The following is a 14290-nucleotide window of genomic DNA, read 5'->3' on the forward strand; positions in this document are numbered from 1 at the left end:
TCACGCCCAGCCGCCCTGCTCCTGCGCGACGTGGGCGCGCAGCCGGGCCAGGGCCTCGGCGGGGGTCGGCGCCGCCACCCGCGCCCCGGCCTCCGGCACCGTCCCGGCGGCGTCGACCGCGCAGGTGCGGCCGTGCGGCCAGGGTCCGAACAGCAGCCCGACCAGGCCGTGTTCCGGGCCGCGCCGCACCAGCGGCAGCACCACGTCGTCGTCCTGGCCCGGCGTGCAGAGCCAGAACGTCGTCGGCAGGCCCCGGCCGCCGGTCGGGCTGAGGTCGGGGTGGGCGCGCTCGGCCTCGGCCATGAGCAGCTCCAGCTCCAGGTGCTCGATGCTCTCCTCCAGCAGGTCGCACACGCGCAGCCGGGGCGCGAGGGCCTGCGCCAGCGCCTCGTCGACGCCGCCGTCGAACAGCCGGTCCAGCTCGGCGCGCGTCGTCACCACGTTCGCGCGCCCCAGGCCGTCGGCCGGCTCGTCGCCGGTCAGCAGGTCCACCAGCACCGCCCGCGCGAACCCGTCCGCGCCCGGCCCGACGAGGCCCATCCCCGCCGGGCGGGCCAGCCTGACGGCGGTCGCGACCGCGCGGGCCGCCGGGGCGGGAGCCTCGGGCCGGAGCCGCCGGGGCGGCCGCCGCACCGTCCCGGACACCGGGACGACCAGCGGGCCGGCGGCCCGCCGCCGCGCCACGAACGCCGTCAGCAGCAGCGCGCCGGACACCGCGGTCACCAGGACGCTCTGCGGCAGGCCGCCGCCGGCGGGGGCGTGGGTGGCGACGGGCGCGGCGCCGGCGGCCGGGGACATGGTCGGGGACGGGACGCGTTCGGGGGCCGCCGGGGCGGGCCGCCGGACGCCGGGGCCGCCGACCGGGCCGGGCGGCGCCTCCAGCCGCACCGGCTCCCGGCGCAACGGCTGCGACCTGGCCGGACGCTCCTGGACACGGGCCTTCTTCCGGGCCGGCGCCCCGGCGGGGCGGGCCTCCCGCCGGGCCCCGGTGGCCGTCCGCCGCGGGGCCTCCCGCGCCGACCGGCGCAGCGCGCGGTCCATGTCCGGCTGCCCGGTGGTCAGCCCGGAGCGCAGGCTCCGGCACAGCTCGCTCCGGTCGAACACCCGCGCCGGCGCGCCCCGCAGTTCGATGCACCGGGCGTCCGCCGTGCCGGAGAGCGGCCCCGCCAGCGCGGCGAGCAGTGCGGCGACGGCCAGGCCGGCGCGGACGGCCGGAACGACATGGGCTGGCACGGACGGCCCCTCCCCGGGGATGAACAGCGGATGACCTGCGGTGACGGTCCGATGAAAGCAGCCGCCACACCACCGGTCACGGTCCGGCGCGGCACGTCGACGGGAAGGTACCAATCCGTGATCGGCTCGATACCGTCCGGAACCATCCGTGTCCTTTGCTGACGTGGGGGCGACCGGTCAATTAAAATCGTTGGACACGTGAGGCGGAGGGGTGCCGTGGTGCGGACGAGGTCGGGGGACGTTCAGGGAGTCGCGCCGTCGGCGACCCTGGCGGAGAAGGTCGAGTGGCTGATCCGGAACATGTGGCCGGCGGAGGCTCCGCCACCGCGCAACAACGTGGAGACCGCCGCCGCGATCGCCCGCGCCACCGGTGAGGACATCTCCTCCACCACGGTGTGGAAGCTGCGCACCGGCCGCCAGGACAACCCGCAGCTCAAGACCCTCACGGCGCTGGCCACGTTCTTCGGGGTGCCGATCGGCTACTTCGGCTTCCCGGGCGAGGCCGGGCCGATCGACGACGACCTGACGTTCAAGGCCCTGCGCCGCGAGGTGGAGGCCGGGGTGGTGCGGTCGGAGGTGCTGCGCGCCCTGGTGGACCTGTCCCCCGAGGCCCGCTGGGTGGTCGACGAGATGATCCTGGCCGCCGCCCGCGCCGACCGCCTCCGCCGGCACCCGGAGCGCCCTCCCAGCGGCGACAGCTGATCCCTCCGGCGCGCCCGCCGTGTCCGAGGCGGGGTGTTCCGCCCTGCGAGGGTATGGGGACTGGGCGTGTTCGTCTCTGGGGCCTGGCCGCCGACTTCCCTGTGGTCGGCCAGGCCGCTCAGCGTGCCCGGCGCTTCGGCCGCCGGGGGAGGGGTGCCGCCGCTCGGGTGCGTGCCGGGAGGGGGATCACAGCAGCGACTGGACGAGCGTGAGCAGGCGTTGCGCCAGCCGGAGGCCGTCGAACGCGGAGACCGTCAGGCCCGGCAGGAACGCGGCCGCGCAGAGCCGGCCCGTCGCCCGGTCGATGTGGATGCCGTTGTGCATGGGCCCTCGCTTCACCGATCAAGGAACATGGACCCGAGGTCCCGTTCACTGAAAGTGCCAGTACGATGATTCTGCGTGACGGAGCGGCTCCTGTCAATCAGGGTTGTTGATTTTCCATTTGCTCACTCAGAGTAGATCCGCCTGGCCGGGCGAACCGCGCGGCCACCGTGTGGAACGCCGCCTTCGGCTCCCACCGCCCCGTCCGCGCGTAGTCGTCGGGCGAACCGGGCGGCGCGACCTTCACCAGCGAGAACGACGCGGTGTCCAGGTCGTACCGGGGGTCGGCCGCCGTGGGGGAGCCGGGCGCGACGAAGTCGTAGACGAACGCCCCGTGCACGTTCTCCGCCTCGAACACGTCCAGCAGCTCGTCCAGGTAGCGGGCCTGCTCCCGCTCGTCCCGCACGATCCCGTCCCGCAGGCGCGGCGGGCGCGCCCTCCAGTCGATCGCCAGGAACCCCAGCGCGCCCCGGTCGGCCGCCCCCCGGAACGTGCAGCACCCGAACTCGGTGATCAGCACGGGCCTGCCGTGGCGGTGCAGGTCGCGCACGAGCCGCCGGTAGTCCGCCGCGTTGCGGGCGTCGCGGTACAGGTCCACGCCCACCATGTCGAAGCCGTGCCAGTCCACCCGCTCCCAGCCCCCGGAGCTGTAGGTGACCGGCCCGCCGAAGACGGGGCGGACGGCGTCCAGCGCGCGGCCCAGGAACGCGTTCAGCCCGGCGTGATAGTCGCCGGATCCGGGCCGACCCAGGTTCCGCGCGCGTGCCTGCCAGTTCCTGCCCGGCACCAGCCCCTTCATGAACAGGGTGAACTCGCAGCCCACCGAGATCCCGACGCCCGGGTGGTCCCGCCGCAGCTCCTCGGCCGCGCGCGCCGTCCTCGCCAGGAACCGCAGCGTCCGCCGCGCCCCCTTCTCGAACTTCCGGGGCTCGAACCACACGAACAGGCCACGCTCGGCCGCCGCCTCCGCCGCCGGGACGAGCCGCCGCAGGCTGGAGCCGAGCAGGATGACCGAGTCGCAGTGCAGCTCGTCGCGGATGGCGGCCATGTCGCGCCGCACGTACGCGACGTCCCACACATCGCGCTCGGTGTCGTAGTTGACGCCCCTCTGAACGATCATCGCTGTCCCCTTCGCCGTGCCGCCCGTGCCTCCCAGCGTCCGCGTCGCCGGACGCGCCCGCAGCGGCCGAAGGGCGAGCCCGTTCCCGACCAAAGTCGAGCCCCGCCGCGGCCGGCGGGCCAGGGCGGGGAGGGCTCAGGCCTCGTGGAAGCGCGGGTTGCCCATGTGGACGAGGCTGTCGATCTTGTGCACGCGCTCGTCGTGGCCGATCTGCCGCAGCAGGTCGGCCAGCGAACGGTAGCGGCCGTACTCGGCGGCGTAGGTGGGCGGGGCCGCCACCTCCTCGAACTCGGGGTGCTCGGCGACGAACTCCATGTACTCGTGCTCGGCGTGGTCCTCGAAGTCGGCGTTCAGTCGGTAGCTCCACTCGGGCCTCAGCACGAACAGCAGCCAGGACACGTGGTAGTACACGAACGCCACCAGCCACGGCGCGAGCCGGTGGAGCAGGAACGACTGGCGGTGCCCCTCCCGCTGGACGATGTCCTGGAGGATCAGCAGGTGCCACTGCTCGTTGTCCTGCTCCTCGCGGGTCTCGACGATCCGGTCGTGGACCCGCCTGGCGAGGTCGGAGCTGCGGCGCCGCCGCGACAGGGCGTGGTAGCCGACGCGCTCCCACGCCTGGTAGGGGACGCGGGCGATGAACTCCAGCATCGTGAACTTCACGAACGTGCGCTCGCGTCCGTAGACCAGGTCCATCTGGTTGAACAGCAGCCGCGCCATGAGGCCGTAGCGCAGGCGCGGGGCGGCGAGGGTGTCGGCCTGGGCGGCGCGCAGCTCGTGCGGGAAGAGCTTGGGCGGCCCGGCGTGGCGGGCGGGGGCGGTGGGGAGAGCAGTGATCGTCATGTCCACGATCCTGCTGGGACGGCACCCGGCCGGGCGTCGGCCTGCGAGCGACACCTGCCGTACCGCCGTCCGCGCAGTGCGGGCCCGCCCGCTACATCTCCCGGCCTAGGGGGTCCCCTAGGGGACGAGGCCGTGGGAGGCCGCCAGGTCCAGGGCGGCCCGCGACGCCGGGGCCAGCAGGTCCCGGTCGTCGCGGCCCACGAAGACCAGCTCGCCGATCTCGTTGGCCGGGGTGAACTCGCCGACGTGGCCGGAGGTGAAGCAGGCCATCCGCACGTGCGAGAACGCGGGCTGGTCGTGGGCCTCCGCGCGGACCACGCCCAGGGCGCGGAACGAGGCCGCGTCCAGCTCCACCGCCAGCTCCTCGCGGACCTCCCGCGACACCGCCGACCAGTCGTCCTCGCCCGGCTCGCGCTTACCGCCGGGGAGGTACAGCAGGTCGCGGCCCCGCGACCGGACCGCCAGCATCCGGCCGCCGGACACGTGGACCCAGGCGACGACGTCGAGTTCGCGGTTCACAGGCGGCCGGACTCCAGGACCCGTTGCAGGAACGCGCGGGTGCGCGGCTCCCTCGGCTCGGTGAAGATCTGCTCGGCGGGGCCGCGTTCCAGCAGCACGCCGTTCTCCAGGAAACACACGGTGTCGGCGATGTCGCGGGCGAAGCCCATCTCGTGGGTGGCCATCACCATCGTCATCCCCGCCTGCTTCAGCTCGCGGATGACGCCCATCACCTCGGTGACCAGCTCCGGGTCGAGGGCGGAGGTGACCTCGTCCAGCAGCAGCACGCTCGGCTCGCACGCCATCGCCCGGACGATCGCCACGCGCTGCTGCTGGCCGCCCGACAACCGGTCGGGGTAGGCGTCGGCCTTGTCGGCCAGGCCGAAGCGCTCCAGCAGGGCGCGGGCCCGCGCGACGGCCTCCCGCCGCGACCGCCGGTGGACCCGGACGGGCGCGAGGGTGATGTTGTCCAGCACCGTCATGTGCGGGAACAGGTTGTAGGACTGGAAGACCATCCCGATGCGCCTGCGCACCTCGTCGGGGTCGGCGGCCGGGTCGGTGATCTCCCACCCGTCCAGCCAGACCGCGCCGTCGTCCACGGTCTCCAGCAGGTTCAGGCAGCGCAGCAGCGTGGACTTGCCGGACCCGGACGCGCCGATCAGGCACACCACCTCGTGCGGCGCGACCTCCAGGTCGACGCCGCGCAGCACGTGGTGGCCGTGGTAGTTCTTCCAGACGCCCTCGACGCGCAGCAGCGGTTCGGCCGTCGGCTCGGTCGCCGGTTCGGTCACGGGGCACCTCCGGGCGCGCGGCGGCGCTCGGCGCGGGCCGCCAGGTGGTCGGTGAACCGGGCCATCGGCACGGTCAGCGCGATGAACAGCACGGCCGCGGCCAGGTAGGGGGTGTAGTTGAACGTCTCGGCCTGGTGGATCTGCGCCTGCCGCAGCGCCTCCAGCGGGCCGAGCACCGCCACCAGCGCGGTGTCCTTCTGCAGCGAGGCGAAGTCGTTCAGCAGCGGCGGCACGACCCGCCGCACCGCCTGCGGCAGGATCACGAACCGCAGCGCCTGCGCCTGGCTGAGCCCGAGGGACCGCGCCGCGGCGCGCTGGCCGGGGTGGATCGACTCGATGCCGGACCGGAACACCTCGGCCACGTACGCGCCGTAGGACAGCACCAGCGCCAGGCCGCCCAGCACCGCCGGGCTGCTCGGCACGCCCTGCAGCTCCAGCGCGGGCAGCCCGAACCCGACCAGGTACACCAGCAGGATCGTCGGGATGCCGCGGAACACGTCGGTGTAGGCGGTGGCCAGCATCCGCAGCGGGAAGAACAGGGGGCTGCGCAGGCCGCGCGCGAGCGCGACCAGCAGCCCCAGCACCAGGATGACGACCTCGGCGACCAGGAAGATCTGGATGTTCAGCCAGAAGCCGCCGAGCACGTCGGGGAACGCGGCGCTGAACCGTTCCCAGTCGAAGAACGTCTCCCGCACGCGCGGCCAGCCCGGCGAGGAGGTCACCGCCAGCGCGACGAGCACCACGAACAGGATCGTGGACGCCGCCGCGACCGATCCGGACCGGACGCCCTGGCGGCGCCGGCGGCGTTCGCGGTCGAGCTGGCGTTCGCTCTTGACCCACTCGCCGGAAGGCCGCTTGTGGAGCGAGGTCACCGGCGCGCCGTCACTTCAGGACCGGGGCGCCCGCGGCGGCCCCCAGCCACTTGTCCTGGATGCGGGTCAGCTCGCCGGCGGACTTCAGCTCGCCGATGGCCCTGTTCAGGCAGCCGACCAGCGGGTTGTCCTTCTGGAGCAGCAGCCCGAAGTGCTCGGCGGCGGACCCGGAGGCGAACTGGCCGATGATCTTGGAGTCGTCGACCTGGGCGGCGGTGACGTAGAACGCGCTCGGCAGGTCCAGCACCAGCACGTCCACCTGCTTGTTCTTCAGCGCGTTGACGGTGTCGATCTGGCTGTTGAACACCTTGGGCTGCCGGGTCGGCTTGATCTGGTCGCGGACGGCCTGCAACGCGGTCGTGCCGACCTGCACGGCGATCCGGGCGTCCTTCAGCTCCGCGAGGCTCCTGGCCCCGGCGTATCTGGAGCCGTTCACCGTGACCGCGCCCTGCTGCACCTCGTAGTAGCCGTCGGAGAACGTCACGGCCTTCTGCCGCGCCGGGGTCACCGAGATCTGGTTGATGTCGAAGTCGAAGTTCTTCGGGCCGGGCGCGTAGGAGGCGTCGAACGGCTGGGTCACCCACCCGACCTCGTTCCTGGCGAAGCCGAGCCTGCCCGCCACCGCGTAGGCGACGGCGCTCTCGAAGCCCTCGCCGTTGCTCGGGTCGTTGTTCTTGAACCACGGCTCGAACGCGGGCTTGTCGGTGGCCACCGTGAGCCGCCCCTTGTTCACCAGCCTCAGCTGGTCCTTGGCGCAGGAGGCGGGCGCGGCCGTGCCGGACCCGGTCTCCTTCTTCTGGGGTGCGCAGGCCGTGGCGGCGAGGGCGACGGCGGCCAGCCCGGCGAGGGTGGTCAGTAGGGAACGGCGGGCCAAGGCGAGCCTCCGGGGAGAAGAGAGATCAGAGGGAACGGATGGTGAGGGCGGCGGACTCGCCGAGGCCGAAGCGGGCGGCGGCCGAGCCCTGGTTGACGGCCAGGCCGAGGCGGCCCGAGGAGTCGATCCACAGCAGCGGCTCGTCCCTGGCGACCCTGCCGAACGTCTCCTCGAACGGCGCCCGGGCGGTCCGCGGGATGCCGTCCGGCCCGGTCCAGGCCAGTTCCAGGTCGGTCCCGAACGGCAGGTCGCCGAGCGCGGCGGTCAGGTCGTCGCGCCCGGCCGCCAGGATCAGGCTGCCGAACTGGTCGGCGTACAGCACGATCGTCTCCAGCTCGCCGTCGCGCACGGCGGCCGGGGGCGGGTCCAGCCGGACCAGGTCGGTCGCCGGGCCGAACTCCGCCAGGTCCACGCCGCCCGCCAGGTGCGCGGCGGCGGGGGAGAAGACGTCGCGGCCGTGGAAGGAGGTGGACACCTCCGGCAGCCGGTAGGCGGGGTTCTCCAGGCGGTGCGCCCGGACCACGCCCCCCAGGGCCTCGGCGGCCGGGACCAGCAGCCCGTTGTCGGGGCCGACCAGCAGGTCGCCGCGCCCGGTCGCGATCCCCACCGGGTACCGCCGGGTGCCGACGCCGGGATCCACGATCCCCACGTGCACGCCGACCGGCAGGTAGGGCAGCGCCTGCTCCAGCAGCATCGCGCCCTCCACGATCGCGTACGGGGTGATCTCGTCGCTCAGCACCAGCACGTTCGCGTCCGGGGTGATGGAGTAGACGACCCCGGCGCAGATGGCGCTGTAGGCGGCACCGAAGTCGGTGGCCAGGCTGACGAACGGACGGGACGCGGACACGGGACACCTTCGCGGACCAGCGGGGATGACGGAGCGCCGATCCTACCAACGCGGTAGGAAGACCAGGTCATACCCCTGCCGTCACCGGGCGCGCGGCCGCGCCGCCGATTGCCGCGCACCATATCCCTGTCTTCGGCGGGACTGTTTCGAGGGTTCCCGGACGCCGCCGCCGGGCGGGCGTAGCGTGAGGGCGGGCACGGGCCGAGACCGCGGTTCCCGGGTCCCCAACGGCCGTTCCATCAGGGGTGATCTTCGATGCGCGCGTTCCCCGGCCGGCAGCCGGTGCGGCAGGCGACGCTGGCGGCGGCCGATCCGCAGGCCACCGCCGAGCTGATCCGCCAGGTGTACGTCGACCTGGACGTCCGGGTGCGGCGGCTCGGGCCGGACCTGCGGCACCGGATCTCCACCGTGGAGGTCGAGCAGATCGCCGCCGACCGGGTCGACAGCTTCCAGTTCGACATGCGGGCGGCCACCGAGCCCTTCGCGAACCTGACGGCCTTCACCCTGCTCAGGGGCCGGACCCGGCTGCGGACCGGGCGCGGTTCCGCCTCCCAGGAGGCGATACCGGAGGCGGGCCAGGGCTGCCTGTACCCCCACGACCGCCCGGTCATCATCGACTATCCCTACGGTGAACCGCCCGCCACCGGCCCGGCGGAGATCTCCGTCAGTTCGCTGCGCCTGCCGTGGGAGACGGTCGCCCGGCTGGCCGAGGAGTCCACCGGACTGCCGGCGGCCGACCTGCGCTTCACCGCCCTGCAACCGCTGCCGCGGGCCGCCGCGCACTGGTACCGGACCTTCGACTTCGTCCACCGGCAGCTGCTGGCGCCCCAGACCGTGATGGCCAACCGGCTGGTCGCCGAGAACACGGCCGCGACCCTGGCCGCCGCGGCGCTGACCGCCTTCCCCAACACCACCATGGCCGCCGCGCGGCTGCCGCGGCCCGGCCGGGTCGCTCCGGCGGTGGTGCGGCGGGCGGTGGAGTTCATCGAGGCCAACGCCGATGTGCCGCTGACCCTGACCCACATCGCCGCGGCCGTGCGCACCAGCCCCCGCGCGCTGCGGCGGGCGTTCCTCCACCACCTCGACACCACCCCCACCGCCCACCTGCACCGGGTGCGGCTGGAGCGCGCCCACGCCGACCTGCTGGCCGCCGGGCAGACCGCCGGGCAGACCGCCGGGCAGACCGTGGAGCGGATCGCGTTGCGCTGGGGGTTCGCCGACTCCACCCGGTTCGCCGTCGCCTACCAGCAGGCCTACGGCGTCACACCCGGCCACACCCTGCGCGACTGAACCGCGTGCCCGCACCCACCCCCGAACCGGCTCACCACCAGAGAGCGGAGGCGTCATGACGGCTCGTCAACCGCTGACGCGGACGCACCTGGTCATCGACGACCCCGACCAGGCGCGCGCGTACTTCGAACGGCTCTACGGCAGCCGGCTGCTGGTGGGGCGATCAAGCGACACCCCCCTGAGCCTCGACCTGACGGTGCGCGACGCCGGCCGGTTCCGGTCCGCCGACATCGCCCTGCCGGGCGAGCTGACCCACCAGGCGATCCGGCCGGACTACCTGATCGTCACCACGCCGCTGGCGGGCGTCGCCCAGTACGACCAGGGCAAGGACACCGACCGCTTCTCCGCCGGCCAGGTGCATCTGGGCAGCCGTCCCGACCTCGGCTGCCGGGCCCACAGCCGTGGCCTGCGCGCCCAGACGGTCACGTTGCCGATGTCGCTGCTGGTCCGGCTCGCGGGCGACGACCGCCCCCCGGGGCCGCCGCGGTTCACCGACCGGCGCCCGGTCACCGCCGCCGCCCAGGCCCACTGGAGGGCCACCGTCGACTACCTCGACGGCGTCCTGGACGGGCTCCTGGACGACCCCGACGCCCCCGCCCCGCTCCTGATCCTCGGCAGCGCCGCCCGGCTGCTGGCCGCCACCGCCCTGGCGGTCTTCCCCAACACCTGGACCCACCGCGACGATCCGGCGGCCGACCGCGCCGCCCGCGCCGACGCCACGCCGACCACCCTGGCCCGCGCCGTCGCCCACATCGACGCCCACTACGGCGACCCGGACCTGTCGATCGCCGACATCGCCGCCGCGGCCTGCGCCACCCCCCGCGCCGTCCAGTACGCCTTCCGCCGCCACCGCGGCACCACCCCCATGGCCTACCTGCGCCAGGTGCGGCTGGCCGCCGCCCACGCCGACCTGTCCGCCGCCGACCCGACCACCGGGGTCACCGTGACCGCCGTCGCCACCCGCTGGGGTTTCGCCCACCCCGGCCGGTTCGCCGCCGCCTACCGCGCCGCCTACGGCGTCCCGCCCAGCCACACCCTGCACACCTGACCCGCCCCGCGCGGACATCGCCGGGGACCGGCCGGGGGGAAACAGGCGCGGGCAAGCGGGAGACAACGGGATAGGGGCGACATCATCGGCACCGCCACGCGGCCGTATCCCCGGTTCACGTGGTATCGGCGCGCCGGCGGGAACAGGACGGCCGCGCGGGCCGATGCGCCGGGTCATCCCCCCGTCCGGCGCCGACCGCCCGTGCGGAGAAGGGACAGGGGTCCCGGCCGGGCGGCGCATCGAGAGGAGATCCCGCACGATCACCGGCCGGGCGTGCCCGTCTTCCGGTACGCCGGCCCCTGCGGGACCGGCGAGGGCACATCCCCCCTTCAGGCGGGCCGCCCGTACTGCCCCATGGGCGGCCCGCCGCCCGCCCCGACGGAAGCGCCCGCCCGCAGGGGAGGCGGGCTTTCCGACGTGCCAGGCCGGATCCGAGCATCCCCGACCGCGCCCGGCGCCGTCAGCACCCCGAACGAACAGCGGAGGCCGCGGGCGTCCACCAAACGAACCCACAGCGGGCCCCGGCCACGCACGCGAGGGTCCGCGGGTCAGATCGCGCGGCGATGTCGCGCTCGCCAAGCCCTGGTGAGGTGCGAGCCCCCGGGCGAGCGCCGTGGGTTTGAAAACGACCTAAGCTGCGGGGCGTGCGCCCCGACTCCCTGGACCCGGTCCTGCTGCGGACCTTCGTCGCCGTGGCCGAGCTCGGGTCGTTCACCGCCGCCGCCGAGGCGGGCGGCTACACCCAGTCGGCGGTCTCCCGGCAGATCGCCGCGCTGGAGGACGCCTGCGGGGTGGAGCTGTTCGTGCGGGGCGCGCGCGGGGTGCGGTCCACCCCGGCCGGCGACCACCTGCTGCCGCACGCGCGGGCGCTGCTGGAACGCCACGCCGAGACGGCGCGGGCCGTGGCGGAGCTGCGGCGGCTGGACGCGGGGGCGGTGCGGGCGGGGACGTTCGCCACGGCGGGCGCGGTGCTGCTGCCCCGGGCGCTGGCCGCGTTCCGGGAACGGCACCCGGCCGTGCGGGTCGAGGTGCGCGAGGGGCCGACCGAGGAACTGCTGCCGCTGCTGGAGGCCGGGGACCTGGACCTGGCGGTGGTGAGCACCCACAAGGCGGCCGAGCCGGCCGGGGTGGAGCTGGTCCGGCTGTGCGAGGACCCGCTGCTGGTGGCGCTGCCGAAGGGGCACCGGCTGGCGCGGCGGCGGCGCGTCCCGCTGGCGGAGCTGGCCGAGGAGTCCTGGATCGTGGCCGACTCGCCGCCGGCGGTCGCCGCCCTGCACGCCCGCTGCGCCGCCGCCGGGTTCGTGCCGCGCACCCCGCTGCGGGCCGCCGAGTGGATCACCAAGCTGGGCCTGGTGGAGGCGGGCTGCGGCGTCACGCTGGTGCCCGCCATGGCCGCCGGGGCGCTCGGCGGGCGGGTGGCGCTGCGGCCCCTGGCCCCCGACCCGCCCCGGCGCACCGTCTACGCGGCCGTCGCCCGGCACGCGCGCCGCGCGCCCGCCGTGACGGCGTTCCTGGACGGGCTGCGGGCGGTCGCCGCGGAGGTGACCGCCGCCGGAGCGGGCTAGGGAAGGCTCAGGTCAGGGCGAAGGCGACGCCCGTCAGGCCCAGGGCGACCGTGACGGCGGTCGCGAGCAGGATCGAGACCGGGTCGGCGACCGGCTCCCCGGCGGCGAGGCGGTGGCGGCGGCGGTGGTGCTGGCGCGCGGCGCGGCGGAACTGGAGGGCCGCCGCGCCGCAGACCGCCGCCGCGGCCAGCCCGGCGGCGGCGGGGGTGGGCGCGAACCGCACGCACACCAGCCCCGCCACCAGCAGCGCCAGGATCGTGCGGGTCCACGACAGGGCGGTGCGCTCGGGCTGCGCGCCCCGGTCCCACAGCGGCGCGGGCGGGCTCACCGGGCCGCGAACACCGCGCCGAGCAGCACCACCGCCGCGACCGCCAGGCCGTAGGACAGCACCGGGGCCAGGGCGGGCGGCGGCAGGGTCTCGGCGCGGCGCAGCGCGCGTTCGGTGCGCAGCCAGCGGCGGAACGCCAGCCCCGCGACCAGCGCCCCGACCGCCGCCAGCCCGGCGGCCAGCCCGGTGCGCAGCGGGGCCGCCAGTAGCTGCCCGCTGAGCGCGGTCCCGACCCCGCCGGCGATCAGCGCCAGGGCGGTGCGGATCCAGGCCAGGAAGGTGCGCTCGTTGGCCAGCGTGAACCGGGGGTCGGGGTCGGAGCCCTCGGCCAGCAGGCGGCCCGGCCACCGGCCGGGCCGCGGGGGGTCCGTCACGGTCATCGTCGTTTCGCTCCGCAATACTCGGCACGGATTTTCGGGGGATGCCGGTTCATGCTAGGCGAAACAATTTCATGGTGAATTCCTACATGTTATGCAGGAATTGTTTTTCCGGTGGCCTCGCCCGTCAGGCGGTCGTTGGACAGCGTCAGGTAGACGAGGACGCCGCCGATGTAGGTGCACAGCCGGACCGCGTCGGGAATGCCGTTCCAGGTCTCGTTCATCCACATGCCGAACCATTCGCCGGCCACGGCCTGGAAGCCGAAGAACCACAGGAACAGGCCGACGGTGCAGCCGGCCACGCCCCACTTCTTGGCCTCCCGGTAAGCGGCGTCGGGGGCGCGCAGCGCGCGGGCCTGCCGCCAGGCCGAGACCAGGCAGGCGACCATGATGGTCGCCTCGGTGAGGATGACGCCGACGTAGGCCACGTGGTGGAACCAGGTCCACTCGATGGCCCGGTAGTTGATGTTGCTGACGGCGTGCAGCGCGGGCTTCTGCGCGTCCATCGCGAACACGTGCGAGACGAACTCGAAGTTGGTCCAGTAGTCGGTGACGTTGCCGAACACCACGAAGAGGGCGAAACCGCCGACGGTGAACGTGAGCAGCGCCTTGCTCGCCCGGATGAACCAGGTCGTGTCGAAGGCGCGCGCGGGGGCGGAGGAGGACATGAGGCTCGTCGTTCCTTGCGTGTCTGGGGACGGGGAGGGGGCTCCCGTCGCTCAGCCGCAAGAACATCCGTCCGGGAACCCGTTGCGCCCGACCTTGCGTACGGATCCCCGGCGGGAGTCCGTGACGGGCGCGGTCCACTGGCTCCGCCGCTGGAGGCGGCGTCGCGGGCCCCGTGAAGCCTGAGGTGTGACCTGCGGTCCTCACCTTACGGGATCGGTCCCGTGAAACGCGACACACGGGTGTTCACGGTGCGAAACGGCGTGCGGCGGCGTCCTCCTGGGCCAGCCGGTGCAGCGCCGTGAGCACCTGCTCGTACAGCACCGTGGACACCAGCAGCGTGTGGACGGTGCGGTCGCGCGGCTCGCCGTCGGCCACCCGGCCGATCTCGTGCTCGGCGACGTCGGCGGCGGCCCGGACGTAGGGGCGCAGGTCCCGCAGGGTGATCGGGAAGCCGAGGCGGCGCAGCGCCACGAACGCCTGGGCGAGCAGGTCGCGGGCCGGGGCCCGCTCCGAGGCCCGCCAGCCCAGCTCGCGGACGAGCGCGTCCACGTCCTCGCGGGCGGCGCGCCAGTGCGGATCGTCGGGCGGCTCGACGTGCGGGCCGAGGGCGTGCTGGGTCGCGCCGAACAGCTCGGGCAGGCCGGCGCCCTCGTCGTCCACCGCCGCGATGATCTTCTGGATGGCGGCGACCGGCAGGTCGCCCAGCTCGCGCAGGGCGCGGATGAGGCGCAGCCGCTCCAGGTGCCGCCGGTCGTACCGGGCGCGGGTCGCCCCGGCCGCCTCGCCCCGGGGCAGCAGGCCCTCCCGGATGTAGAACTTGATCGTCTGAACCGTCAGGCCGCTGCGGTCGCTCAGCTCGGAGATCAACATTCCGCACCCTCCCATGTGCGGATCGTAACCCCGCCGAAAGTT

General features: G+C 74.5%; 17 protein-coding genes. 4 read left to right on the plus strand and 13 right to left on the minus strand.

Features of this window, described 5'->3' with window-relative positions; all coding sequences use genetic code 11:
- Complete coding sequence (locus tag HNR61_RS04285; protein WP_182841736.1) at window positions 1-1233, minus strand: hypothetical protein; 1233 nt, start codon at window positions 1231-1233, stop codon at window positions 1-3.
- A 198-nt stretch (window positions 1234-1431) separates the two neighbouring features.
- On the opposite strand from HNR61_RS04285, the gene HNR61_RS04290 reads away from it, so the two are divergent.
- Window positions 1432-1935 (plus strand): helix-turn-helix domain-containing protein, encoded by a 504-nt coding sequence (locus HNR61_RS04290; protein WP_182841737.1) that lies wholly within the window; start codon window positions 1432-1434, stop codon window positions 1933-1935.
- A gap of 186 nt (window positions 1936-2121) precedes the next feature.
- Here HNR61_RS04290 and HNR61_RS04295 read toward each other — a convergent pair whose 3' ends face one another.
- The 8 genes from HNR61_RS04295 to HNR61_RS04330 form a co-directional block, all read right to left on the minus strand.
- A complete protein-coding gene (locus HNR61_RS04295) occupies window positions 2122-2259 on the minus strand; it encodes a hypothetical protein (protein ID WP_157419949.1) in 138 nt (45 codons plus the stop codon).
- A gap of 97 nt (window positions 2260-2356) precedes the next feature.
- Complete coding sequence (locus tag HNR61_RS04300; protein WP_182841738.1) at window positions 2357-3376, minus strand: glycoside hydrolase family 113 protein; 1020 nt, start codon at window positions 3374-3376, stop codon at window positions 2357-2359.
- A gap of 135 nt (window positions 3377-3511) precedes the next feature.
- Entirely contained in the window at window positions 3512-4219 is a 708-nt protein-coding gene (locus tag HNR61_RS04305) for an alternative oxidase (RefSeq protein WP_182841739.1), read from the minus strand.
- Between the two features lie 117 nt (window positions 4220-4336).
- Window positions 4337-4738, minus strand: coding sequence for an NUDIX hydrolase (locus tag HNR61_RS04310; protein WP_312897760.1), 402 nt, complete (start codon window positions 4736-4738; stop codon window positions 4337-4339).
- A complete protein-coding gene (locus HNR61_RS04315) occupies window positions 4735-5508 on the minus strand; it encodes an amino acid ABC transporter ATP-binding protein (RefSeq protein WP_312897761.1) in 774 nt (257 codons plus the stop codon). The genes HNR61_RS04310 and HNR61_RS04315 overlap by 4 nt, the downstream gene beginning before the upstream one ends.
- Window positions 5505-6380: an amino acid ABC transporter permease gene (locus tag HNR61_RS04320; protein ID WP_182841740.1), complete on the minus strand. Its 876-nt coding sequence runs from the start codon at window positions 6378-6380 to the stop codon at window positions 5505-5507. The genes HNR61_RS04315 and HNR61_RS04320 overlap by 4 nt, the downstream gene beginning before the upstream one ends.
- Window positions 6381-6390: 10 nt before the next feature.
- Window positions 6391-7254, minus strand: coding sequence for an ABC transporter substrate-binding protein (locus HNR61_RS04325; RefSeq protein WP_182841741.1), 864 nt, complete (start codon window positions 7252-7254; stop codon window positions 6391-6393).
- Window positions 7255-7279: 25 nt separating this feature from the next.
- Window positions 7280-8101, minus strand: a complete 822-nt coding sequence (locus HNR61_RS04330) for an SAM hydrolase/SAM-dependent halogenase family protein (RefSeq protein ID WP_182841742.1) — start codon at window positions 8099-8101, stop codon at window positions 7280-7282.
- A 255-nt stretch (window positions 8102-8356) separates the two neighbouring features.
- On the opposite strand from HNR61_RS04330, the gene HNR61_RS04335 reads away from it, so the two are divergent.
- The 3 genes from HNR61_RS04335 to HNR61_RS47290 all read left to right on the plus strand — a co-directional run bounded on the left by HNR61_RS04335 (window position 8357) and on the right by HNR61_RS47290 (window position 12004).
- The gene (locus tag HNR61_RS04335; RefSeq protein WP_182841743.1) at window positions 8357-9391 is read left to right on the plus strand and encodes a helix-turn-helix transcriptional regulator; all 1035 of its coding nucleotides are present in this window, start codon (window positions 8357-8359) and stop codon (window positions 9389-9391) included.
- A 55-nt stretch (window positions 9392-9446) separates the two neighbouring features.
- Window positions 9447-10439 (plus strand): helix-turn-helix domain-containing protein, encoded by a 993-nt coding sequence (locus tag HNR61_RS49030; RefSeq protein WP_220508891.1) that lies wholly within the window; start codon window positions 9447-9449, stop codon window positions 10437-10439.
- Window positions 10440-11083: 644 nt separating this feature from the next.
- On the plus strand, window positions 11084-12004 hold the full coding sequence (locus tag HNR61_RS47290; RefSeq protein WP_312897762.1) for a LysR family transcriptional regulator: 921 nt from the start codon (window positions 11084-11086) through the stop codon (window positions 12002-12004).
- 7 nt (window positions 12005-12011) lie between these two features.
- Here HNR61_RS47290 and HNR61_RS04350 read toward each other — a convergent pair whose 3' ends face one another.
- From HNR61_RS04350 to HNR61_RS04365, 4 genes are all read right to left on the minus strand, one after another.
- Window positions 12012-12332, minus strand: a complete 321-nt coding sequence (locus tag HNR61_RS04350; RefSeq protein WP_312897763.1) for a DUF202 domain-containing protein — start codon at window positions 12330-12332, stop codon at window positions 12012-12014.
- A complete protein-coding gene (locus HNR61_RS04355; RefSeq protein ID WP_182841744.1) occupies window positions 12329-12712 on the minus strand; it encodes a YidH family protein in 384 nt (127 codons plus the stop codon). Before HNR61_RS04355 ends, HNR61_RS04350 begins: the two co-directional genes overlap by 4 nt.
- Window positions 12713-12801: 89 nt before the next feature.
- Complete coding sequence (locus HNR61_RS04360) at window positions 12802-13377, minus strand: DUF2165 family protein (RefSeq protein WP_182841745.1); 576 nt, start codon at window positions 13375-13377, stop codon at window positions 12802-12804.
- A 244-nt stretch (window positions 13378-13621) separates the two neighbouring features.
- A complete protein-coding gene (locus HNR61_RS04365; RefSeq protein WP_182841746.1) occupies window positions 13622-14248 on the minus strand; it encodes a MerR family transcriptional regulator in 627 nt (208 codons plus the stop codon).
- Window positions 14249-14290: the final 42 nt, after the last annotated feature.

Origin of the sequence: Actinomadura kijaniata, assembly GCF_014138665.1 — a bacterium.
GTDB lineage: Bacteria > Actinomycetota > Actinomycetes > Streptosporangiales > Streptosporangiaceae > Spirillospora > Spirillospora kijaniata.